Origin of the sequence: Nostoc commune NIES-4072 (genome assembly GCF_003113895.1) — a bacterium.
Lineage (GTDB): Bacteria > Cyanobacteriota > Cyanobacteriia > Cyanobacteriales > Nostocaceae > Nostoc > Nostoc commune.
In genome coordinates, this window is the sequence record NZ_BDUD01000002.1 from 363,146 (window position 1) to 387,608 (window position 24,463).

The 24,463-nt window shown below is 41.2% G+C and carries 10 protein-coding genes and 1 pseudogene; 6 read left to right on the plus strand and 5 right to left on the minus strand.

The features are described 5' to 3' along the window. The first annotated feature begins 83 nt into the window (after window positions 1-83). Together CDC33_RS34035 and CDC33_RS34040 are read left to right on the plus strand one after the other, a co-directional pair. Window positions 84-323: a hypothetical protein gene (locus CDC33_RS34035; protein ID WP_109013032.1), complete on the plus strand. Its 240-nt coding sequence runs from the start codon at window positions 84-86 to the stop codon at window positions 321-323. An 88-nt stretch (window positions 324-411) separates the two neighbouring features. Beyond that, window positions 412-540 (plus strand): annotated as a pseudogene (locus CDC33_RS34040) (IS630 family transposase); the annotation flags it as partial. A gap of 67 nt (window positions 541-607) precedes the next feature. On the opposite strand, the gene CDC33_RS34045 reads toward CDC33_RS34040, so the two are convergent. The 3 genes from CDC33_RS34045 to CDC33_RS34055 all read right to left on the minus strand — a co-directional run bounded on the left by CDC33_RS34045 (window position 608) and on the right by CDC33_RS34055 (window position 10,364). Then, window positions 608-1,249: a hypothetical protein gene (locus CDC33_RS34045; protein WP_109013033.1), complete on the minus strand. Its 642-nt coding sequence runs from the start codon at window positions 1,247-1,249 to the stop codon at window positions 608-610. A 395-nt stretch (window positions 1,250-1,644) separates the two neighbouring features. Further along, a complete protein-coding gene (locus tag CDC33_RS34050; protein ID WP_244919491.1) occupies window positions 1,645-6,255 on the minus strand; it encodes an RHS repeat-associated core domain-containing protein in 4,611 nt (1,536 codons plus the stop codon). A gap of 2 nt (window positions 6,256-6,257) precedes the next feature. Then, window positions 6,258-10,364 (minus strand): vWA domain-containing protein, encoded by a 4,107-nt coding sequence (locus CDC33_RS34055; RefSeq protein WP_146195908.1) that lies wholly within the window; start codon window positions 10,362-10,364, stop codon window positions 6,258-6,260. Between CDC33_RS34055 and CDC33_RS39495 the strand changes: the two genes are divergently transcribed. After that, window positions 10,353-10,493: a hypothetical protein gene (locus CDC33_RS39495; RefSeq protein WP_181374308.1), complete on the plus strand. Its 141-nt coding sequence runs from the start codon at window positions 10,353-10,355 to the stop codon at window positions 10,491-10,493. The two genes, CDC33_RS34055 and CDC33_RS39495, sit on opposite strands and share 12 nt — an antisense overlap. Window positions 10,494-10,561: 68 nt before the next feature. Further along, the gene (locus CDC33_RS34060; protein ID WP_219930132.1) at window positions 10,562-11,929 is read left to right on the plus strand and encodes an IS4 family transposase; all 1,368 of its coding nucleotides are present in this window, start codon (window positions 10,562-10,564) and stop codon (window positions 11,927-11,929) included. On the opposite strand, the gene CDC33_RS34065 is transcribed toward CDC33_RS34060, so the two are convergent. Beyond that, entirely contained in the window at window positions 11,903-18,847 is a 6,945-nt protein-coding gene (locus CDC33_RS34065) for an Ig-like domain-containing protein (protein ID WP_109013036.1), read from the minus strand. The two genes, CDC33_RS34060 and CDC33_RS34065, sit on opposite strands and share 27 nt — an antisense overlap. Window positions 18,848-19,153: 306 nt before the next feature. Beyond that, window positions 19,154-19,891, minus strand: coding sequence for a hypothetical protein (locus tag CDC33_RS34070; RefSeq protein WP_109013037.1), 738 nt, complete (start codon window positions 19,889-19,891; stop codon window positions 19,154-19,156). A 602-nt stretch (window positions 19,892-20,493) separates the two neighbouring features. Here CDC33_RS34070 and CDC33_RS34075 point away from each other — a divergent pair. Together CDC33_RS34075 and CDC33_RS34080 are read left to right on the plus strand one after the other, a co-directional pair. Then, a complete protein-coding gene (locus CDC33_RS34075) occupies window positions 20,494-21,270 on the plus strand; it encodes a peptidylprolyl isomerase (RefSeq protein ID WP_109013038.1) in 777 nt (258 codons plus the stop codon). Then, complete coding sequence (locus CDC33_RS34080) at window positions 21,267-24,221, plus strand: peptidase domain-containing ABC transporter (RefSeq protein ID WP_109013039.1); 2,955 nt, start codon at window positions 21,267-21,269, stop codon at window positions 24,219-24,221. Before CDC33_RS34075 ends, CDC33_RS34080 begins: the two co-directional genes overlap by 4 nt. The last annotated feature ends 242 nt before the right edge of the window (window positions 24,222-24,463 follow it).

Below are 24,463 nucleotides of genomic sequence, written 5' to 3' on the forward strand. Positions count from 1 at the left end.
TCTGCTATGTTGTTGGTTTAAAATTCAGCTTTAGGTGTAGAAATCAAAGCAGTTGATGAGGGTGAAAGTTCCGCGCCGCGCCCGTGCCACAATCTGAAAAATGGTCGCATGAGGCGATTGTTGCGAGGTCAAATGCGCGACCAGAGCGTATGCAAATACTTAAAGTGGCGGCGAATTCGGGGCAGAATCCGGGCTTCGAGTACTTGCAAAAGTGCTGGAGTGACGATCCGGTTTTGCAAATTGTGATTAAAAAACTATTGGCGAAGTTTCCGCAGTGGGGGATTGCGGTTGTTGATGGGCTGCTGGTTGATCGGAATGAGTAGTGAACCAGGAGAGTGAGATTGACAACTCTTTTAGAGAACAGGAAAGGTTAAGAAATCTTTAGGGAATTTTCAAAGTGCCATTACATTAAAGCGTTTCTGTGCTTTGATTCCTTCGTTCTCTCATCTCAAATGGATGTTTGAGTAGTTTCTCCAACACACTAATTTTGATTTTACGACTCTTCAAATGTACAGAGCTTTTTCAGAAATCAAATATTAGTCCTATACCTACTTATTATTCATTTTTGCAAGAAACTCCATTACTTTTGTAAGCACTAGTTAACTATTTATTCGTATGTAAATTTGCGTCCTTGAAATGAAGCTATTGGAACACAGTTTAAATGAAATTTAACTAATACTTTTATTGACTCAGCATACCATCTTTCATCTTCAGTTGGTACATACGCTTGAAACTCAGCACAATAATTAGAAAAATAATAAGTGAGATTTATAATTCTATTGTCTGGTATTTTAGCCCAACCAGGAAGTTGAATCTGCTTGAAAAACTCTACAATGTGTTCTTCAAAAAGTTTTTTTTCTTCTTGATTTAGTTGCTTTTTAAAGAAAAAGACATACCATGTATATTCAACTAGTTCATCATTTCCTTCAATCCTTGCTACTTCCCAATCTAATTGAACAACAAAAGGTTTTTTAAGGAAACTTTGCACATACTTGTCTGATGAAGAATTATCAACTATAGCACGAATATGCTGGTGTTTTAATTCTTTAGCAATTAATAAATATTGATGTCCATGAACTACGAATACGCCTTCAGCACAAACTTTTATAGTAATAGTTGGTAAAGAATAAAATTTTGAGCAGTAATACCGAAGATGCTCAAAAATAAATCCATTTTTCTCAGTATTAGGAAAGATATCTTCATTAATTGAGATGTCATCAGGATTTACTTCGATTAAAATGATGTTCATTATTTAAGTACTTTTACAGTATTTTTTTAAAGCTGAACGGCATTTAAGCTGCAATATAGTAGCTATTACCTTTATTTTTTCTTGACTGACCCCACTTTCATTCCAAAACATACCAGTAAACGCCCCAGTTGTTCTAGTACTATTGATGATTATTGAGCAGGTTTTTCTTGAAACTTAGTCATTTGTATTAGGTTTTGTTTATCTTGTAGTTCATATTTAGTCCAGATATGAATATACCTTTTTTGTTTTAATATCCTCCTAGCATGAAAACTACTTAAATGAATATCTCTTTTCTCAGTTAAATATGTAGCTAATCATTGGATTGGTTTTTGGTTGGTGGCGGCATAGTTACTTTTCAAAGCTTTTCCATTTTTATTATGCAAATTAAGTAGCCATTAGCTTACAGGAATAAAGCGGGAAATTTTTTCAAATTCAGGTACTGCATGATATGGAATTATTGTTTCGGTTTGTCCTGGTGTTGGTGGCTGAGGGACGGGAACTTCAACTGCAATTCCATATCTAGCTGCAAATATATCAAATTGCCTTTCTGGAACAATTGCCGCAAAAATACCTGGGCCTCCTCTTTTGTTTCCTCTGCTTACATAATCGGCATAGTATGATGCTGTTAATAACTGGCTTGAAAAGTATACTCCTTGTCTATCTGGAGTATATCTATAACGAATCTGACTTTCAATAATACGCTGCAAGTCAATACGCTGAGTTGCTACTGTTTCTATTGCATCATAATATGATGTACCACGATAGAAAGTACGTTCCTGCAAATCTTCTCTTGGGGCGACATCTCCTGTGAGTGTTGTAGCAAGAATTCCAGCAAGAAGACTTATAATTAGAAAGGTAATATCTAATTCAGCCTGAGTCGCTATAAGTCCACTTGGGTCTATAAAAATAACTGGATCGTCGTTAGCGTAAAGATATTTATGTAGTGATATTGAATGATAAATATCACCTTCATAAGTATCTCTTCTTATAAATCGTCCTATCTCGGTATCGTAATACCGCTGTCTCAAATAATAATCGCCAAGGTTTTGGTCAAGCTGTTCACCTGCAAATAAGTATTTATTCTCTACCCCACCAGTAGAGCTAATTAATTGCCCGTAAGCCTCATAATTATAGGTACTAACAACACTACCAGTTGCATCAGTCAGTATTCGTGTACTACCCAGCCCATCAACGTGGTAGAAAGTGCGATCGCTATCCTTCTCCTGAGCAATTAAATCATTACCGTAAACATACTCCACCTGCACAGCACCATTAGGAGAATATTCCTCTAAAACCTGTGCATACGCTTGCATTTCGTCAATCAAATATCGCGTCTCAACTCTATCAACCGTTGCTGCAACTCGAATACCATTATCGTTATACCTATACTGCATCGCTTGTTGGATTGCACCGTTAGCATCCTTCACCCTTGCCGCAATCAATCGATTTTCATAATTCCAAGTGTATTCGGTTGTAATGGCGTTTTCGGTTTTAGTTAAAGTGTTGCCATTGTTGTCATAAATATAATTAGCAACTACTTGCTGATTGACCTTTTCATTTAACAATCGGTCATTGGCATCATAGGCATAATCTGTAACCGTCCTAGCACTGTTAACAGTTTCACTCTTAGTATTGCGGTTGCCCACTTTATCGTAAGTGTAATCGTAGATACGATTTCCATTAACTGCATCAGTAATTTTCTCTTGGGTTAGCCGATACAAAACGTCGTAAGTGTAATCAACAGTACGTTCATTATGTTCTACAACTTTAGTATGGTTGCCTACCTTATCTAAGGTGTAAGTGTAGCTGGAGAGGATGGTATCACCCTGACGATTTTCCAGATATTTGAGGCGGTTAAGGTCATCATAGGAGCGAATCTCTTGCGTACCATTAGCTAAAGTAGTACGCACCAGATTATTTACTACATCATAGTCATAATCTGCGGTTACAACCCCATCCTCAATAACTTTATCAAGGCGGTTGCGAACATCAAAGGTATAGTTGACTGTACCTGAAGCTGTAGTAACTGAAGTGCGATTACTTGCAACATCATAGGTGTAACTAATATTACGACTCACTCCACCAATGTTATCTGTGCGCTGAATGAGGCGATCACGTTCATCGTAATCATAATCGTAACTTGCAGTAGTTACACCATTTGCGTCAACAAACGCAATCACATTTTGCAGCCCTGTATTCGTATGAGTATATGTTACCTTCGACCCATCCTGGAACTGCTTAGAAGTCATCCAGTTCATGGGGTCGTAACTGTAGCTGGTAGTATTGCGGTTGAAATCCGTGTATGCCTTCAGGTTGCCGACAGCATCGTAGGTCATGTCAGCACGTTGAGCCATTGGTAAAATAGCAGCCGTGCGACGACCAACACCGTCATATTCATAACTGGTTGTGTGCTGATTAGCATCTGTTTGTGAAATCAGGTTGCCAACCTCGTTGTACTCATATTCCGTCCAGTCCTGAAGTGTATTTTTAACCCCAGTCAAGCGACCAAAAACATCATAGCTATACTCAGTCCGCTTGCTATTTTGGTCGGTCATTGCAATTCGCCGACTTAGGTTATCGTATTCACTAGTGGTGTAAGTTTTGTCGTTGAACTCAGTCTTAACTAACCGCCCTAAATCATCGTATTTATAGCTAGTGGTGTGATTGAGCGCATCAGTTTCAGAAATACGCTGCCCTGCCTTATCATAAGTGTAAGTAGTTTTCGGGTTATCTGTTAAAGTTGCAGGTGTATCATCTGCGTAAATTACCTGATTTTGCCGACCATCAGCATCGTAGCGAAACTCTGTGCGATTACCGCGTTCGTCAATTTGGGCTTTTACCAGACCATCGCTGTAATATTCGGTACGAGTTTTAGTATTGTCATCCCAATTATTTGGTGTTGAATCTGGATTGAGAGTTTCAATTAATCTACCAACATCATCATAGACAAAGCGTGTTTCCCGTCCAGCTTTATCAATGGTGGCAATTGTACGCCCAGCCTCATCATAACGGTTGATTTCCCGTAGGTTGTCATCTGGGTTGTCAGGTGTATTATCTGCGTAAATCGTTGCAACCAACTGACCTTTATCATCGTATTTATACTCAGTTTTGTGCTGAAGTGCATCAATAACCGCAGTTTGATGACCTAATTTATCATATTCATAAGTCGTTGTATGATTTTCGGCATCAGTCATCGTTTTCATTCGACCGTTGTCATCATACGTCCAGGTTGTTAACAACTCTCGTACCTGAGCATTGGCGACAGTCATTTGACGAGTTTCAGTCAGTTTGTCCCCGTTGGCATTGTAAGTATAATTTGTAACATTGCTTAACGCATCTGTAACGCTGGTAACATTACCCTTGTCATCGTAATCAAAGGTTGTGATATTCCCGTTAGCATCTTTGACAGACCGGAGTTGACCTCTGAGATCGTAGTCATAACCAGTAGTGTGACCAAGAGCATCAGTAGTTGAGCGTAAATTGCCACTTCTGCTGTACACATTAGTAGTCGTGCGACCCAAGGCATCAGTCTCAGTCAGTAAGCGACTGTTAGCACCATAAGTGTAAATTGTGACATTATGTAGTGGATCTTCTTCCGTTAGCTTATTGCCAAGGCTATCGTAGGTGTACTTAGTGGTAAAACCATTTGGGACAGAGCGGTCTGAAATGACGGTTTCTTCCAGAACATAGTTGTTATCATCGTACTTGCGCTTGGTGATTTTGCCTTCTGCGTCAATCTCAGTTAAGATGTTACCCCTAGCATCATATTCGTAAACTGTGGCATGACCGAGCTGGTCTAGTACAGTCTGCCTAGAGCTATTTGGGTCATAGGACATTTCCACCTTCTGACCGTTAACATCTTCCAGATACTTCAACCGCCCATCATCACCGTACTCGTTCTTGACACCAGTCCTGCCCAAGGGATCGATGATTTTGTCGAGGTAATGCTTACGCTCTTGGTCATACTCCATCCTTGTAGTATTACCTTCGCGGTCTGTTACACTAACTAAATCACCCTGAGTATTATACTGGTAATGAATTTGCTTACCAGCCGGGTCAGTCACCGTCGCAATCCGTCCTTGTGCATCCCGCCCAAACGTAATCTTCTGCCCAGTCGAGCTAGTGATATCCGCATCGGTATAGGTTAACGTGTTACCATTCGTATCCGTGACAGTCAACAAATCGCCCGTTGCGGCATCAATCTGGTAAATAATGCCCTCTTTCGTAGTCAGCGTATAAACACCACCATAGTAAGTGTCGGCAGGGTTATAAGCACTGCCACCCAAACCGTAGTACTGATTAGTACCAGCGCCATGAATGATGCGGGTGTTTTGCACCGTGAGGGTATCGGTTACGCCAGCATCAGCCACAAAGGAGGGGTGGTATATATTTGGGTCAGAATCAACACTACCAGCACCCCTTAAAAACTGAGAAAGTGGGTCAATTGTCGGTTTAAAGGTAAACCCTTCCCGCTTGCCTCCAGGCAAAGTAATGTATACTTTAGTACCATCTTTGAAGGGGTTCTGTCCTCCTAGTTCCGCAACTTCTCCACTGGGTTTGCCGACAGAAGTCCGCAAATCCGTATCCCTGAATTCCATGCGCCAGCCGTAGCCAAAATCATCAGTAGTACCAGATGTCAAGGAATCATACGTGCGTGTCAGCGTAATAGGAATTCCAGTAACAGGAATCGACAAATCTGTAAACGACAGCCTAAAGTTACCGAGCTTCAATTCGCCAGAAACATTAACTGTATCTTCAACAAAGCTGACATTCCCGCCTTTATCATGAGCTTCCAGGCGCAATGTGTAGCTGTCATTTTCCAGTAATGATGGGTCAAACTTGCCTAGTACATCATTATTAACAGTGCTTGTGCCTCGGAAAATCTCTTTGAAATCGCTACTGCCAATGGGTGCAACCAAGAGACGATAGTAATCGAGATTATCATCGCTGACCGTGCCTTTAATCTCAACAGGCGCGGTAACTGTACCACCAGCGATCGCACCCAAGTTCAGACTGACATCTGGAGCGTTAACATCACTCGGATCGAGAACAGCAACATTAAATATAGCTTCACCAATATTACCAGCCGTGTCTTTTGCGATCGCTTTTTATTATTTAAATCCAGATAAACACTGACATTTTCTTTAAACGGTTCTAAATTGTAGTTTTCATCTAATCCGCTAAACAATGTAGTCAAAGACTCAATATCTTTGAGCCGAATCGCATTTGGATCGATTTCTTTGAGGGTATCTAAAGTTGATGCTTCACCGATGGCTAATGCAGTAACATTACCTGAGCGCATCGGATCGCCAAAGCCTGTTTTAATATCATTGGCAACACTAGCAGCAAGAACTGGGTCAAGTTGTCCGTAGCCATCGGACATAAAAATCAGATTTGGCGTACCACTAGATGCCTGTAGTAATGTCCTAATTGTGGTCAATGCGGCATCAAATCCACTTCTGCCCGGTGGATAGAATTTGTTGTCAGCAAAGATTTGCTGTCCTAAAACTTCATTTAAATTGGTGATACCGTTATTATTGGTATCTAACAATGCGGTGGTGTATTCCTGTAATCCGGCGGCAGATAAATCCATATCTTCAATTGCGCCGCCAGCAACGAAGGTGATTAACCCAATCTTGACGTTATTGCCTTGACTTTGGGCAATGATTCCTTTTGCCAGTTCTTTGATGGCAGCAACTTCGGCATCTTTAACAACTTTTACATTCGGAAAGTTGCGGGCACCATAGAATGGCGCTTCAGTACTCCCTGACACGTCAAAAGCAATAATTACGGCAGGATTTGTACCCTTGATCAGCTTGGAATCCAGTAATCCATTACCATTCAGGTCATCAAATACCGCACCTTGGATTTTGCCAAGTTTACTGTAGGCATCCACTGTGAAGGTTTGAGTATCTTTACCACCTCTGCGATCGCTGACTTCGACGGCGAAGTTGGCTTTACTACCAGGAATGACACTAGCTTCAGGGAACCAAAGTAGTTCACCTGTATCTCGATTAATAATTGCACCGACAGGAGCATTAACTAAGCGATATACTAATGGGTCATTATTTGGATCTAGGGCAGTGAGCGTATAGCGATAACCATCTTCTGCCAAACTGTAATTGGTGTCAGGCGTGCTGGTAATTAGAGGATTGGCGTTATCGGGGTCGGCAAATAGTTTGATATTGTAGTCTTGGAAAGCACTGCCGCCTTTGCCATCTTTGGAAAGTAATTTTATAGCTACAGTTGCTAGAGAGCCGTCATCTACTTGAACGTTGGATTTGCCAACACCAGGAGTAATAATGTCTCTGGCGTTGCTGATATCTGTTTGTATAACTCGGAACTTGTAGTCTAATTTATCAGTTGCGGCTTGTCCTCGAATCACAAGGGTGTATTCGCCACTATTGGTGAAGTCATATTGAAAATCATTGTAGATATAATTGTTAGTACTATATACATAGCTACCATCGGGTGCATAAAGTCCCCAAGTGAAGCGGTAGATATCTGTGGTGGTAGTAGCTGATAAATTATCAAAATATAACCGCTTCCCAGAGATCGCATTAATTTTGTAAAAGATATCCTTCTGTCCATTGTCCAATGACCCAGTAGTAGGCAGATTGTATTCCACAGTCGGCGCACTGCTTGCGTCTAGCATCTGAAAGCTATAGTTGCGATTTGCTCCCGAGTCGCCAGCGATCGCTAAATGGTATAGTCCTTCTTGTGTTAATACATATTGGGCAGAATCAGTGTATTGGAAGTTGCCGAAGTTCATCACCACATTGCCGCTGGGGTCGTAGAGATAAGCATTGACTCCATATCCAACCATGCCATTGAATAGAACTTTTGTACCGACAAAGTTCTGGAAGGTGAATACCTTAGCTTCTCCACTATTGAGCGTGCCTGTTTCTATTCCATTCAAGGCTAAATAAGTTGCCGCAGGTGAACGGAAACTATTAGGCATTTCTAAAAGGTTGTATTTGTAATTACCTGTTATATTGCCGTAGTAACTATAAGTCTGGAATTTATAATTACCTGTTTCCTTCAGCAGAATTGGCGCAAGGTCGTAGCGCAGATCCAAGTTGTCAGCGATTAATACTCCATTTGGATCGTAAATCCTGCCTCGGATATATCCATTGGTACTGTCGTCTTGCCCATCGTAGAAAATTTGCGTACCTGCTGTGGCACTGAAAGTGTAATCAACTGGTGTACTTGCAGTTAGAGTTCCACTTTGTAACGTATTCAAGCCACTATTAGTTACGGGTGAAGGCGCAATATTAGTACAGGTGAAGTTGTAGTTCAGGTTTTGGGCATTTGCTCCACCAATTGCAAGGGTGAATAGCCCTGTTGATGGCAAGGTAATTTTGAAGTCGGGACTGGATGTAGCAGTAGAGGAGATTGCTACACCTGCGGAGTCATAAAGTACCCAATTTGCGCCTGTCCAACTGGGAGCAGCTAAATCAAAGTTGAGGATTTGTCCTTGGATACCGTTGATTCTGTAGAGCTTGGCGTTGTTGCCATTTACTGTATCTGTAATTGCCGTGCCGAGAGTGATTGCTGGGATAGATACATCATTGCGATCGCTAAAAGTAAAGCTGTATGCCCCTGTTGTCCCGTTATCGCCAGAAATCTCAATCCGATAAGTACCATTTTCTTTTAAGGTTTCTGGTAAAAAATCGCCACTGTTCAAAAATCTTTCGTTCAACAGCACTCCTGTTGGACTATAGAATTTCAGCCTCTCATTTGCAGGCGCAACTAGATAATCAAAGTACAATTTTTGTCCAATTGTGCCTGTGAAGGTGTAGGTATCAACTTCTCCTTTTTTGGCGATCGCAGTGTTGACCGATGTTCCCAATGTGTAATTAGAATCGGTATTATCTGGTGTTAATACTTGGAAACTGTAATCATTGCGAGAATCATAAACGGAAGTATTGCTGTAGTTGCCAGTGCCATAAAATTCAATTGTGTAATCGCCTGTAAATGGTAGGACTATGCTTCTGCTGGTATAGCCTTGACCAAAAGGAATTCCATTTTGACCAGAGACAAATTCGCCATTGTGCGAGAAAACTGAGTAGCCATTAGGATAAGTACCTGCGGTGACATCCACAAAGATTGTCTGTCCTGCGGATGCAGTAAATTTATATAGATTAGATTTCAATCCTTTCGGATCGTCATACTTACCAGAAATAACGGTATTTAGTGCGATCGGTATAGCTTGAGAAGCGGCAGTAGAAGCGGCATTGGCATACTCTAATAACCTCAAGCTGTAGTTACCAATTTTATCATTCCTTGGATCAATTACTAATGTGTAAGTTCCATTTTCATCAAGGATATTATTGACCTTGTTATTACGAATATCCCAACCAGAGAGTGAAGTTGTCCCATCAGTTACTACTTTGCCACTGGGAGAGTAGAGAGTAGCATAAATATTATCTGTGCTAGAGAGCGAGTCAAAGAATAAACGCTGTCCTGCTTTACCTTCAAACTTGTAGGTGTCGTTCTGTCCAGGCTTAGAAATTGTACCATTTATAGTGTCACCAACCGTATATTTAAAAACTGGCTGATCGGGCGTGACAATTTTAAGCTTGTAGTTTGGGTTAGAGCCAGTTCCTTGCATGACTAGTAAGTACTCGCCGATGTCTAACCAAAATTCTCGCTTGTTACCAGTGTCATTTAGTGAAGCAGAATTTAAGTAGTAACCATCGATATTGTAGAGAATCCAGTTGCCATCGCCCTGCTGTACGTCAAACAAGACATACTCACGTTGTGAAACTGTAAAGCGATAGTCATTTGCTCCTCTAGCTTCGAGGGTGCTATCAAGTGGATTGTTATCAAAAGTACCTGAAACTACAGGCTCTGGATCAACAAGTAATGGTGCAGTGGCTTTGTCTAATAGACGAAAGCTGTAGTTACCAGTGTGAGGATAGGAATAATCACCGTAATAGCCGACATCCGTACCACCAATTATTAGTTTGTAAGTACCATCCATCTGAAGAGTCAAACCATTACTTGGGTCAGAGCCGAATGGCACTAAGAAAAGCTCTAAGTTATACGGTATAAGGGCTACAACTTTTAAAGCTATTGAGGGGTCAGGCGGTCGTCCTCGATGCAGTGTCATGGAAGCGATGCCTACGGCGGTAAACTACGCCACGCAAGACACGCTGAGTTTGCGATCGCCTACGCCATCGCTTTGTCTTGCACCAGAAAGTGGAATCAGATATACAAGTTGTCTAAAAATTTCTGGTAGGTAGAAAAAGCTTGCTCGTCCGTGAAATACTTTTCTGAGACGAGCAAGCTAACATCATAAATACTACTGTGACACTAAGAGTACAAATCCTCAAGGATAAATTCAGCCAAAGTCTGGGGCTACCTTTTAAAGAACTATTGCCAGAATCTGCAATAAAACTTGCAATATCTGAGCTAAAAATCAAATATAAAAAACGGTTATTTGACCCATTCGTAACTTTATGGGCATTTTTATCTCAAGTATTAGATACAGACAAAACTTGTAATAATGCTGTGAGTAAAATAATTGCACATTTGGCTGAGTCAGAAGTAGAAGTTCCCTCAACAGATACGAGTGCTTACTGCCAAGCACGGGCAAGATTACCAGAAAAATTGTTAGAAAAAGTTTTCAATTATTCAGCACAAAAACTGGAAGAGAAAGTAACCCAAGAACATCTATGGTGTGGTCGAAATATTTTAGTGATAGACGGCTCGACGGTCTCTATGCCTGACACTGTAGAAAACCAAAAAGAATACCCACAACCCAGTAGTCAAAAGCCGGAATGTGGATTCCCAATTGCCAAAATTGGTGTGATATTCAGTTTAGTAACGGGAGCTGCCGTTGCCTTGTGCATAGATGTTCTGAACACTCATGATATTAAATTAGCTAGAAAACTGTACAGTTTTCTCAAACCTAATGATGTGCTTGTAGGGGATAGAGCTTTTTGTGCTTACGCCGATATGTTTACTATCAAAAAGTTTAATTGTGATGTCGTGTTTCGGAAACATCAATCTCGCACAACAACTATGCGAAAAGGTAAAATTATTGGAGATTGCGACAAATTAGTTACTTGGTGTAAGCCTAAAACTTGCCCAAAAGGATTGGATAAAGATGAATTTAATGCTTTACCTCCTTCAATAACTGTGCGAGAGATTTACTATTATATTGTTATTCCTGGTTTTCGGACTCAACAAGTTAGCTTAATTACCACTCTTTTAGATAAATCTTCTTATTCTACTCTGGCAATTGTTGGACTTTACGGCCAACGCTGGGATGTTGAACTAAATTTAAGACATATAAAAACTACCTTGGGTATGGATGTTCTACGATGTAAAACACCTTCAATGGTACGTAAAGAAATTTTCGTTTTTTTGCTGGCTTACAATTTACTTCGTAGTTTGATGTGGTCGGCTGGGACTACTTATACCACTCCTCCATTACGCCTATCGTTGCAAGGTACTCGCCACCATTTAATTAACTTTATTCCCAAATTATCAGCTGCTTCTGATCAAAGACGTTTCCGAATTTATCACACTTTGCTAAAAGTTATTGCTCACAAGGCTGTTCCCGACCGTCCTGCTAGAAATGAACCACGAGTCTGTAAACGCCGCCCGAAAGCTTATCCCTTAATGACCAAACCCCGGCACGAATTACGAAAGCAGCTGCAAACTGCTTAATACACAAGCGTTTCGGCTTTTCTTAGTGCCATTCACCCCAGACTCATTGTAGATGTTGTAACGGTTGTAAGCGTTACCGCCTGTTCCATCAATGTAGACATATTGTTTGCCATTTGGACTTGCAGTTACAGGCACTGCCGGAATCACAAAGCTGTAAGATTTGGCATCAAGATTATTTAACGCCGAGTCAAAAATTCCTGTAACCGGAGTATCCAAATTCACAAATGTGGCAGCGACTCGATCTAGGAAGCGGAATTTGTAATCTCCTGTTGCTTCACCGTAACCATCAACTGTAACCTTGTAAGTACCACTCATGCTTAAAAATAGCGGCGTGTCTGGCCCTCTATCGCCACGGCTGTCAAAACTATCGATTTGTCTACCAGCAGGATCATAAACAGTGATTGGGAAATAATTGCTAGTGTTTAATGTGTCGTAGAATAACTGTTGTCCTGCTGTGCCATTAAAGGTATAGGAATCCTGCTCACCTTTTTGGATAAAACCACTAGCTGTGGAACCAATGGTGTAAGCCGAAGTTGGGAGCAGTGAATCAATGATATTAAAGGAGAAGGAGTTGACCTCATTGAAAGCACCTTTACCCCGCACCGCAAGAATATATTCTCCTGAAGTTTGGACATTATACTCTATGTCATCAAAATTGCCATTATAAGCAACAGCGATATTACGTGGGTCATAGAGCACCCAATCCACAGAACCGTCTACACGGGAGAGATAATCAAAATAGAGCTTTTGTCCCTGTGTTGCATTAAAGCGATAGACCCGATCCGCAGTACCAGGGTTGAGTCTGTCATTAACAACTTTATCAAAGGGCTGAATTGGCAGTAATGTCGGGTTAATTACACTGAAACCATAGTCACCAGTAGTTGCACCTTGGGGATCAACGACAATTTTATAATTACCATCTTCATTTAAAGTAATCAGTTGATTATCGTAATAGGCAAGATAGGTATCTACTATAAGGTGACCTGTGGGACTATAAACTTGGAATTTCCAATCACCACGATTGGCTGAATACTGAATTGGATCAAAATAAATCCTTTGACCTGCTTGACCCGCAAAATTAAATTCTTGATTTTGTCCTGCAACGGATACTTGCCCAATCACCGTATCACCTAAAATCAATGCAGGCGGTGCTGTCCACTGTACCTTACCTGTAGTGGGGTCAATCACCAGACCATCTGGGCCAATTACAACACTATAGCTAACCGTATCATTATCAGGGTCAACTGCATTAGAATCATAACTATATTGCTTATTTATGTAAGCCTGCACCACAGGATTAGTTACAAACACAGGTGGACGATTAGGGGGTGTTGCAATCACACTCAAAGTGTAATCCTGTGTAACTGTACCACCTCGTCCATCGCTGACTTCCAAACTAATTATCTGATTACCGATGTTGCTGGTTGCCGTGTTCCAGTTAATCAGCCCAGTGGTTGGGTCAATTGTCATACCATCTGGGGATGCCAGCAGTTTATATGTTAAAGAATCTCCGTTGGGGTCAGTAGCATTGACATCATAGCTGTAAAACTGACCGCCAATTATTTCTTTGTTGGGCTGAGTTTGAATGACTGGAGCTTGATTTAACTGCGCCAGCACTACCAAATCATAGCTAAACTGCATCCCTTGAGGATTATAGAATACCAGAGAGCGTTGTGTGGTGGATTCGTTTGGATCGAGTTTGCCATCAGCCACTAAGTTGGAGAAGTTATAGTAAGGAATACCTTCGGGTGTAAAGCCATCGGGATTGCGTACTACAACTGTCGGGTCGCTGATGTGGTTAACGGCAACTATCATTGGAGCATCAACACTATAAGAGCCAATGTTATGTATTGCAATGTCTGTATATAATAAGTGGGTATCTGCATTAAAGCTAGTGCGGTGATAATCTGCACTGAAACTTTGAGAGACATCTGTCAAGTTGTTGAAGTTAGGCGATATCGTAGTGTTTGCAGATGGCTGCGTACCAAAACCCGACTGTAAAGGAGATTGTGTATTAGCCGGTGCAGTTTGCAGAACAAATTCGGTAATGCTGACATTGGTAGTAGTATCACTGTCATTGTTTACCAGACGGAAAATAAGAGTGGCATTACCTGGTTTAACGCCTGTCAAATTCAAGCGCACAGTCTGGTCAGTACTGTTATAACTAGCACCTGCGCCCAATCCTACATCTTCCCCTTCTGTCAAGTTGAAGAAAGCATCTCTACCAGATGTAATGGTGTGTACTAGAGAGTTACCATTAGCATCAACTAATGCCACCTCAAAGGCATCGTTAATAGCATTAAAATCGGAAACATCAAAACTCTTGTCAATCTTGAAGCTGAGGATAGAAGGCGTTGCTGGAATGACTAGAGGTAGATTACGAGTTGCTGTAAAGTTAGTTTCTTCAGTCAAACTAATTTGACTGCCGAGAATAATATTTTGCGTAGCGCGAAGTCCACCAGCATCTTCTACTGTAAATGCAATATTAAATAGACCTAGTTGATTTTGATTAGAAGTACCTGTTAAGGTGGCGGTGCCATCGCCCTTATCGGTAAAGATTAACCAACTGGGAACTCCAGTCGCGGTGATAATGCGGCTATCACCAGCATCTGGGTCGGTTGTAGTGATATTATAAGTATAAGTACTACCAGATTCAATAGTTGTAATAATAGGCGTGCTAGTAAAGCTGGGGGCTTCATTGATATTGGTTACATTAACTGTGATTTCTTGAGTAGTGCTTAGACCTTGATCGTCAGTGCTGCGAACAACAATAGTATGTTGGCTGTAATTTTCGTAGTTGAGGAGCGTACCATCAGCCACTTGCAAAGAGTTGCCCACAATCTTGAAGCGTCCCTGAGCATCATTTACCAGGATATAAGTGTGGGACTCACTTGTATCGGGGTCGATACTGCTTAATTCACCAATCACTGTACCATTGGCACTATTTTCAGCAACACTGTTAGCCGTGAGGTTAATAGCAGTAGGAGCGCTAAAACGGTAAATGGTGCTTGTATAGATGCTTTGGTTGCCTGCAATATCTGTCGCTTTGACGGTGAAGGAATTAACGCCTGCGACTAAAGAAACGTTAGTAAAGGTAAATTTGCCCGTATTATCAGCGATAACAGTAGTATCTGTTGCAGTATCGGATACAGTCACACCAGGGTCAGTTAAACCTGTAAGTGTGACTGTATCAAATTTGGTTTTCTTGTCGCCAACTGTACCTGAATCCGATGCTGCATCTAAATTGAAGACTGGTTGAGTGACAGTAGTATCCAGGGTAAAAGTAAAGCTAAAGGCGTTTGAAGTGTTGCCAAATTCATCTTGGGCAACCAAGTGTAAGGTATGCACACCGTCAGGGATAGAACTGCCGTAAATTGCTGCCAGTTGACTGCGGTCAAAGCTAAAAGTCCCATCGCTATTTAGCTCTTGTAAAACATCAACAAAATTGGCAACTTGTGTATTATCAAAACCTGCTCGGAATTCAACTACACGGCTAGTATCAACAATATTACCGCTAATTGCCGGGTCAAAGGTAATTAAATCGCTGTTAGTTGTACCACTTGGGGCTGTGTCAAAAGTCAAAGCTGCGGTTATTACAGGTGCTGCTTCATCTAGCTGAACAGTGACGTTATATTGTGTCGTCAGTAAATTACCAGCTGCGTCAATTGCTACAATCGTCAGAACGTGGCTACCATTCCCAAGTCCAGTCAAATCTAGTTCCTGGTCAAAAGCCTCCGCAGAATTATAGGCAATAGGTATTTCACTTTGGTTATTGAAGCGATAGCTCAAGGAAATTACGCTACTACCTGTACCATTAATGCTCCCAGTGATTTTATCTCCTTGTCGCAGGGGAGTTTGATCCAAAGGTGTATTGAGCGTCAGTTGTGGAAGCGCAGTATCAACAGTGACGACAAGCGATGTCAAAGAGGTGTTAGTATTTCCAGCGATATCAGTAACAGCAGCACTTAAGGAATGTATACCATCTGTCAATGAGGATGTAGTTATTTGCCAAGTCCCATCAGCACTGACAGTAGTTTGTCCGATTTGCTGTCCGTTGTTGAATAATTGTACAGATGCTCCAACTTCGGCAGTCCCATTAATTGTGGGAGTCGCATCATTAGTGAGGCGTGAGCTATTGTTAAATCCAGAATCGCTAGCTGTTGATAATTTTAAAGTCGGTGCAGGTGTGATAGTATCCAAGGTAAAGGCAACGGCAAATATACTAGAAGTATTGCTGTAGGAATCTGCTGCTTGCAAATACAGTATGTGTTGTCCGTCTGGTAAAGTTCCGCCATAGATTTGTTCTAATTGGGGGCGGCTAAAGCTAAAACTACCATCAGATTGCCTAGTAGGTAAAACACTGACAAAGTTGGCAACATTTGTATTGTTGAAACCAGCCTGGAAGCTAACAACTTGGTTAACGTCGGTAACAGTACCCGTAATGCTTGGGTCAAAGGTAATTTTATCAGTATTGGTCGTGTTACCAGGGGCAGTGTCTCGCACTAAGGTAGCACTAATCACAGGTGCTTCTTGATCAATAACAACTGTGACATGATACTGAGTTGTTTTGATATTACCTGCTGTGTCAGTAGCGGTAATAGTTAGTGTATGCGCCCCGTTAGCAAGTCCAGTCAAGTCTAAAGATTGGTCAAATGCTCCTTTCGCATTAAATGGTACTGTAAGTTCAGCTAAGTTATCAAAGTGATAGCTGAATGTGGTTACAGCCGAGCCAGTACCATCAACGCTTCCAGTTAATCTAGCTCCTGGAGTTAGCGGTGCGGTATCAATTGGAGTATTGAGCTTGATATCAGGTAATGTGCTGTCAATTGATACCGCTAGCGGCGCACTCGGTGTGCTGACATTACCAGCAATGTCAGTGGCAGTAGCAGTGAGATTATAAGTACCATCTGTAAGGTTGCTAGTAACAATTTGCCATACACCAGTATTATTAGCTGTTGCCTGACCAAGAAGTTGCCCATTATTGAAGAGTTGAACAACTGCACCAGCTTCTGCGTTACCTGTAATGGATGGTGTATTTTTATTTGTGATATTATCAGTATTACTAGAACCGCTATCATCAATGGCACGTAAATCTAAATTATTGGGTATTGGTGTAGTTGTGTCGAGAGTGAATGTCAGATTAAAGGTATCAGAAAGGTTGCCATATAAATCTTTGGCTTGTAAATGCAGAGTGTAAATCCCATCAGTTAGAGTGCCACCATTAATAGTTTCTAGCTGAGAACGGGTAAAGCTAAAGCTGCCATCACTATTGGATTGAGCAATTACATTTGTGTAGTTGGCAGATGGCGTATTATTGAAGCCGGCGCGAAACTCAAGTATGGGATTAGTATCAGTAACAGTTCCGGTAATTGTGGGATCAAAAGTAATTTTGTCTTGATTTGTTTGTCCCTTGGGTGCAGTATCACGAGTTAAAGTAGCGCTAATTACAGGTGGGGTAATATCTGGCATCAACTCTGCGACACCAATCACAGTAGCTAGACCGTTGAAGATGATATTTCCTTTAGCACTAATCGAACCATACAAGGTTGACCTGCCATTAAAAGTAAAGTTCTTAACACTTAAAAACAAACCACGGGTGTCAGATGCACCATTATAAGTGATATCCCCAGCAGATATTACCTTAAGATTGTCGATAGTGTTCGTACTTGTAGTAGCACCGTTGAAGGTGATGTTGCCGCCACTGCTACCATTGGCAATTGTAGTGTAACCCGCAAATCTGGCTCCGGCATTCATGTTAATGGAACTAGAAGCAAATACAGACAAATCGCGGGACTGGACATTGGACAAGTTAATATTGCCGTTATTAGCAATTAGCACTACATTATTAAAATTTTGACCATTACCGTTAAAGTTGATGTCTCCTTGGTCAACAGTAATGACGTAGTTGCTTAAACTAACGTTGGCAGGAACGTTGAGTCCGCCACCTATGACTCTGACAACTTTCGGATTACTGGTAGTACCAGGAGGTGGAAACTTGTTTGTCCAATCGCTAGCATTGTTGATAGGGTTTTGGGAAATATTAAAGGTGACAGTGGGAATGCCTGCTGGTATTCTGCGATTGAGTTCAACTTGTTTTATATCTGCATAAGCTGGCACGGTGATTGTCTGCTGTGCCACTACTTGCGGGGGGATTAAATTAGCATATTGGTTGTTCGTCCCGTTGATGGTAGTATATCCTGATGCAACAGTAACGGCTCTATCGATCAGAATTAGTTTGCCATTTGCATCCCGAATCGGGTTTCCCTGAGCATTTCTTTGTACGGGTAAGGTGGGATTGCCATTAATTGTAAATCCCTTCGCTGCGTAAATTAGGGCATCATCTGTGAGGTCTGTTGGGACACCATCAAAATCTCCGCCACCGTTAATGCTAATTGTACCATCTGTGCGAATAGCAAATGGGAGGGTAGAAGTCTGGCTAGTACTTTGTTGAGTTTGAACAGTTAGAGGTGCAGAGGCAGAATTGGCGCTGATTTGGGTCGTCGGGTTGCTTATGCCAAGTAGTGAAGCGTTAGCTGTATTACCTGTGAGTGAATCTACGCTTTGAGTTGTAGCAGATTTTTGATTGTTGTTGCTAGTTTTTAGTAGGGGAGTAGTTTTGGCGACAACTGGTTGGGTAATCGATAGTCCGTTATCAAAAATCCCATTAGAAGGAGTGTAGTTGGTAATTTGATTTGGATTTGATTGTTGATTATCGCCAATACTTGCAGGATTATTGGATAAGGAGGGTTTTCCTAATTCGGAATTGATGGGGTCAGAACTACTAGAAGAATATTTCAGTGTTTTTTGTAATTCAGTTAAACCAGAATTATCATCTAGGGATGCACTTAAAGATGCACTTTCTAATAGAGATAGTGGCATTAAACCACCGTTGTTCACACCATTTTCAGGACTACCCATAACCTAACTCCTCGCCAGTAATAAATTATTGATTGTTTTTAGTTTTTAGTTGTATTTAAAAAGGTTCAGCCAATTTTTGGGATTACGCCAACTAGTTGCATTATCCACTAGTTGACGTAATCCCAATATTGGCGGCATTTACCCTGCCTATTATTATTTTGAATATGTAGCAAAGATGAATCGGGCAAAAGTAGTTTAGGTGTTCGCCCTTGTTGCGACCGTAGGCTAGTCGTTCTTATGACCGTCAGGACTAAGTAGAGGGTGTGATGCTCTCGTAGGATATTGAACTATCTTCTGCCTTTTGGATTAGGCTACTGCACTGGCATTCATTGAGAATACATCTGGAACTACAGTTGTATGAGCCGCAACTTGAGTGATAAACTTGCTATTGATAATATCTTGGTAAGTTAATAAATCTCCTTGCCAATTATCAATAAGTTGGTGCAAATTTCTGAGGCGTTCTGGTACGGTTTCGCCAATTACTTGATAACTAAAACTGCCATTGAACAACACAATTGGAGTGCTAGTTTCGTCTGGATTCCGTAACGCTGCTTCACTGACGGTGAGATAGAATGGGCAACGCTCTAAATTATAAACTAAGTTTAGTGTTGCTCGTACAGGTGTAGTTCCAACTTCTTGCCAAGGGCCAGGAGACAGTAGCGTTTCAGCTAAATACTGACGGGCAGCATCTTGCTGTTTGTCAAATGTCATGTAGCTTCTAGGATTAAGACCTACAGCTTCGTACTCTACGTTAGGTAATGTTTGGACATATTTTTTAGCAATGTCTGCAATTATGATTTCTGCTGCTGCCTTACCTTCAATAGCCTCTATAAATATGACTCGCGTTGCTTCAGCTACTATCATCACACCGTTAGTAAAAGCTACTTGGGATACGCTTTGAGTAGATACTGGTTGACGAGCCAATTCCCATTGTGTCGGAACTATACCACTATATTTGAGAAAATCTGGGTTGAGGAGCGTGGGGTTATGATTTTTCGCAGCAATAATAATTCCGAACTCTTGGGTGATTAAGCTTTGACTCATGATGCTTTCCTAATAACTCTTAGTGAAAATCCGAAAGTCTTTGTGCCGATTGATTATGAGGTAGATTGGAAAACTCTTGGCGCATCATCCATTACTGGATACTGGACACGTTTGTTTCCGGTCAATTGTATCTTTATACTCTTGTTCCTCAGACCTACACCAGCGAAATTATACTTATAATTGCTTCGATATTTATTTAAGTACTAGCTATATTAGCTGTATACTTTTCATAAAGTATCTGATATATCTAGACAATTTAATTGCCAGTTTAATTTTTACGTAAAAGTAGAAAAATCCTTGCAAAATAGCTATTTCATGAGATTATGGCTTAACAATCAAATATAAGTTATCAAGAAGAATTCCGAACTCAGATGTCACAATAAAGACCGGAATTCTGTACAACTGGGTAATGAATATTGGTTTAAAAGCTTCTCCTGAAGTTGCCACAACAAAAGAGTTTTTCTAAGTATCTCTAAGTATGTAACAGCTATCCTTTTGCCCAATATAGGTGTACCTATCATTGTCATAAATAGAACCTACAATACATGATGCGATAGGGAAATTATTACATAGGTTCCTCTACCCTAACTTTCCAGCACCCTATGGCTCATCTAAAAATTGGCAACCACACAATTACAAGCGCAGAAATTCCGCATTTGCTGGCTGGTTTCCAAATGCTGCCGCAATTGTGCCGTTTGTTGGTGATTGAAAGAGCGATAACTTCGTTAAGCTCCGCTAACGCTGACTTTGAACTCACTCCATCCGAAAAAATCGGTGTTATTGAGCAATTCTATCAAAACAATCAGCTGACAACACCAGAAGCTATAGCAAAAGTCTTAAAGCATTACAGCATGAGTCTTGAGCAACTAGAAGGTGTTGCCACGCGAGAACTGAAAATTGAGAAGTTTAAAATAGCTACCTGGGGTACAAAACTAGAATCTTATTTTTTGCAATGTAAGCCTCAGCTAGACAAAGTAATTTATTCCCTAATTCGCATATCCGATGCCGAAGTTGCTCAAGAACTCTACTTTCGCATCAAAGCAGGAGAACAGACATTTGCTGAATGCGCCAGTGTTTATTCACAAGGGGCAGAAGCCCAAACTCAAGGGATGCTAGGCCCTGTCCCTATAAGTCAACCTCATCCAGCGATCGCACAGAAACTGACCATTTCCCAATCAGGACAGTTATGGCCGCCGATGAAATTGGACGAGTGGTTTGTGATTGTGCGACTGGAAAAGCTGATTCCGGCTCAATTAGATGATGCAATGCGCTCCACTCTCCTGAATCATTTATTTGAGACTTGGTTAGCCGAAGAGATCAGCAAAGCGCAATTGACCATACATGATGATGCACCTGCTTCAGTTTTAATAACAAGATGATAGAAAGCACTACCACGATTCAAGAATTTCTCGCCAGCATCTACCCATTTAATCAGCTTTCTATAACTAGTATTGAGCAGATTGCAGAAAAACTTGAGCCTTTGCGCTACCGCATGGGGCAAGCAATTTTGGTCAGAGAAACCCTCCCAGCTAGAGTAGCCATTCTTTACCAGGGGCAAGCCCGTTTATTAGGATATGCCCCTGGTGCTTCTGCCCCTGATACTCTGCAATTACTAAAACCAGGATCAATCATCGGTTGGACAAGCTTGCTGCGTGGTGTACCGTGTGAAACAGCGATCGCTTCAGTTGAAACTCTTTGTCTAACCCTCAAAGCGTCGGATTTTTTAAATCTAATAGAACTCGAACCTGCTATAGCGAATGCTTTTTGCAACCATTGCAGTCTGATTGAAGTTTTTGATTTATTAGGTGCAGAATTAGAACGCCGGGGCAAGATTCCCGATAATCTTAAAGAACTGGCTATTGCTGCAACAAAACAAGCTACTATTCTTAACTTGCCTTCAGGGAAAACATCACTCTCTTCATTAGATCCTAACTTGTTATGGTTAGTTAGTAGTAAAGGATCTAACTATGTAGTAGGCGATCGCCCAAATCTAACGCAAGCGCAAGCCTATATCACTGGGTCAGTTCGCTTAATTGGTTTTACTGACCCTACTCTCTCACTCCCCCACTCCCTTACTCCCTCACTCTCCCCCGACTCATTGTCAGATACTGGAATTTGGGCAAATGCCCCATTCGCTCCAGAGCGCCCAGAACAAGCAGAAGAAGTAGAGCCTGGGCAAGGAATTAAATACCCGCATATATCGGGTCGTGGACCTGTGGATGGCACTCTTGCCTGTTTTCAAATGCTAGCGCAACACTTAAGAATGCTATTTCGCCGCGATGTCCTACGTCGTGCCTTAGTTAGTAATTTTCAGCGCACAGGTGGCATTTCCATTCAATTATGTGGTGCTTTGGCAGAATTAATGGGACTGACTTCTCAACTGGTGAATGTTCCCGCCGTCGCTATATCTAAACTACCGACACCAGTTTTGATTCCTTGGCAAGATAGTTATGCAATTCTTTACAAAGCCACTGAAAAAGAACTAGTTCTTGGCATTCCAGAACAAGGCATTGTCCGTAAAAAACCAGCCGATTTTACTGAAACTTGGGGGGAGGAGGGACAAGTACTTCTGTTGCAACCCACCAAAGAAACTCCTCAAAAGCGATTTGGCTTAAGTTGGTTTTTACCTGCGATTAAAAAACATCGTACTGTTTTAATTGAAGTATTTATTGCTTCTTTATTCGTTCAACTGTTGGGGCTAGCAAACCCTTTAATTACCCAAGTAATTATTGATAAAGTTATCATTCAAAACGGGATTAATACTCTCAATGTTCTGGGTTTTCTGCTTATAGCAATGGCTATAGTAGAGGGCATTATTACTTGGCTACGTACTAACTTGTTTGTCGATACCACCAACCGGATTGATTTAAGTCTGGGTTCGGAAGTTATCGACCATCTATTACGCTTGCCACTGCGTTATTTTGAAAAGCGCCCTGTTGGGGAAATATCCAGCCGGATCAACGAATTAGAGAATATTCGCTCTTTCCTTACTGGTACTGCCCTGACTGTTGTTCTAGATGCTATCTTCTCTGTTATCTACATTGTAGTAATGATTTTTTATAGCTGGCTGCTAACGATTGTAGCACTAGCAACAGTACCGCTCTTTGCTTTATTAACCTTTATATTTGCACCAATTATTCGTAACCAAACCAGAACTAAAGCCGAACGCAATGCTGAAACTCAATCGTATTTAGTTGAAGTGGTTTCTGGGATTCAAACAGTCAAAGCCCAAAATATTGAACTGAATTCTCGCTGGCAATGGCAATCTCGCTATGGGAAATATATTAGTGCTAGCTTTGAGAATGTTCTAACAAGCAATACTGCTAGTTCTTTATCTAACTTTTTGAATAAACTCTCTAGCTTACTTTTGTTATGGGTAGGTGCATATTTAGTATTGCAACAAAAACTAACTTTAGGACAGTTAATTGCTTTTCGTATTATCGCAGGTTATGTCACAAGTCCTTTGTTAAGGTTAATTCAACTGTGGCAAAACTTCCAAGAAACTGCTTTATCACTAGAACGCTTGGCTGATATTCTCGATACTCCCCAGGAAACAGAAATTGCTGGACGTAATAACATCCCGATGCCCGCTATTGTTGGTGCAGTTCAATATGAAAGTGTTACTTTCAGCTTTGCTAAAAGCCCTAACCCCCAACTTAACAACGTTCATCTTGATATTGAAGCCGGTATGTTTGTTGGAGTTGTGGGACAAAGTGGTGCTGGGAAAAGTACATTAACCAAACTCTTACCCCGCCTCTACGAATTAGACTCTGGTCGGATCAAAATTGATGGCTATGACATTAATAAGGTAGAACTCTACTCCCTGCGTCAACAAATTGGCATGGTGTTGCAAGACACTTTGTTATTTGATACCACAGTACAAGAAAATATTGCCCTGACTATGCCCGATGCTACACCATCAGAAATTGTGGAGGCTGCTAAAATTGCTTGCGCTCACGACTTTATCATGAATTTGCCCAATGGCTATGAAACTCGTGTTGGAGAGAGGGGTTCAGCTTTATCGGGGGGACAAAGACAACGAATTGCGATCGCTCGGACTGTACTACAAAATCCACCACTGTTGATTCTGGATGAAGCTACCAGCGCACTTGACTATGCTACTGAACGCCAAGTTTGCTTGAATTTAGCCCAAGTATTTAAAGGAAGGACAGTATTTTTCATTACCCATAGGCTAGGGACAATTCAAAATGCCGATGTGATTTTGATGATGAGCCAAGGACGAATTGCAGAACAGGGGACTCATGCAGAACTTATGGATTTAGTGGGACTTTATTACTGCCTGTACCAACAACAGGAGGCTCAAGTTTAAACGGATTAGGAAAAGAATATACTTTGCTAATTAAGAATAGCTAAAACTTATCTGGTCACTAACTACTATCTATAAAAAGCTAATCGCTAACAGTTAAATAATTATGAGTACTAATAATGGTAATGGGAATGGTAAACATTCAAATAATGACAATGGTAGTTCCCCAAAGGCAGCAATAACTGGGAGCAATGCGATTTTGTGAGGTAGGCAAGCAGGGGAGGCAGGGGAGGCAGGGGAGGCAG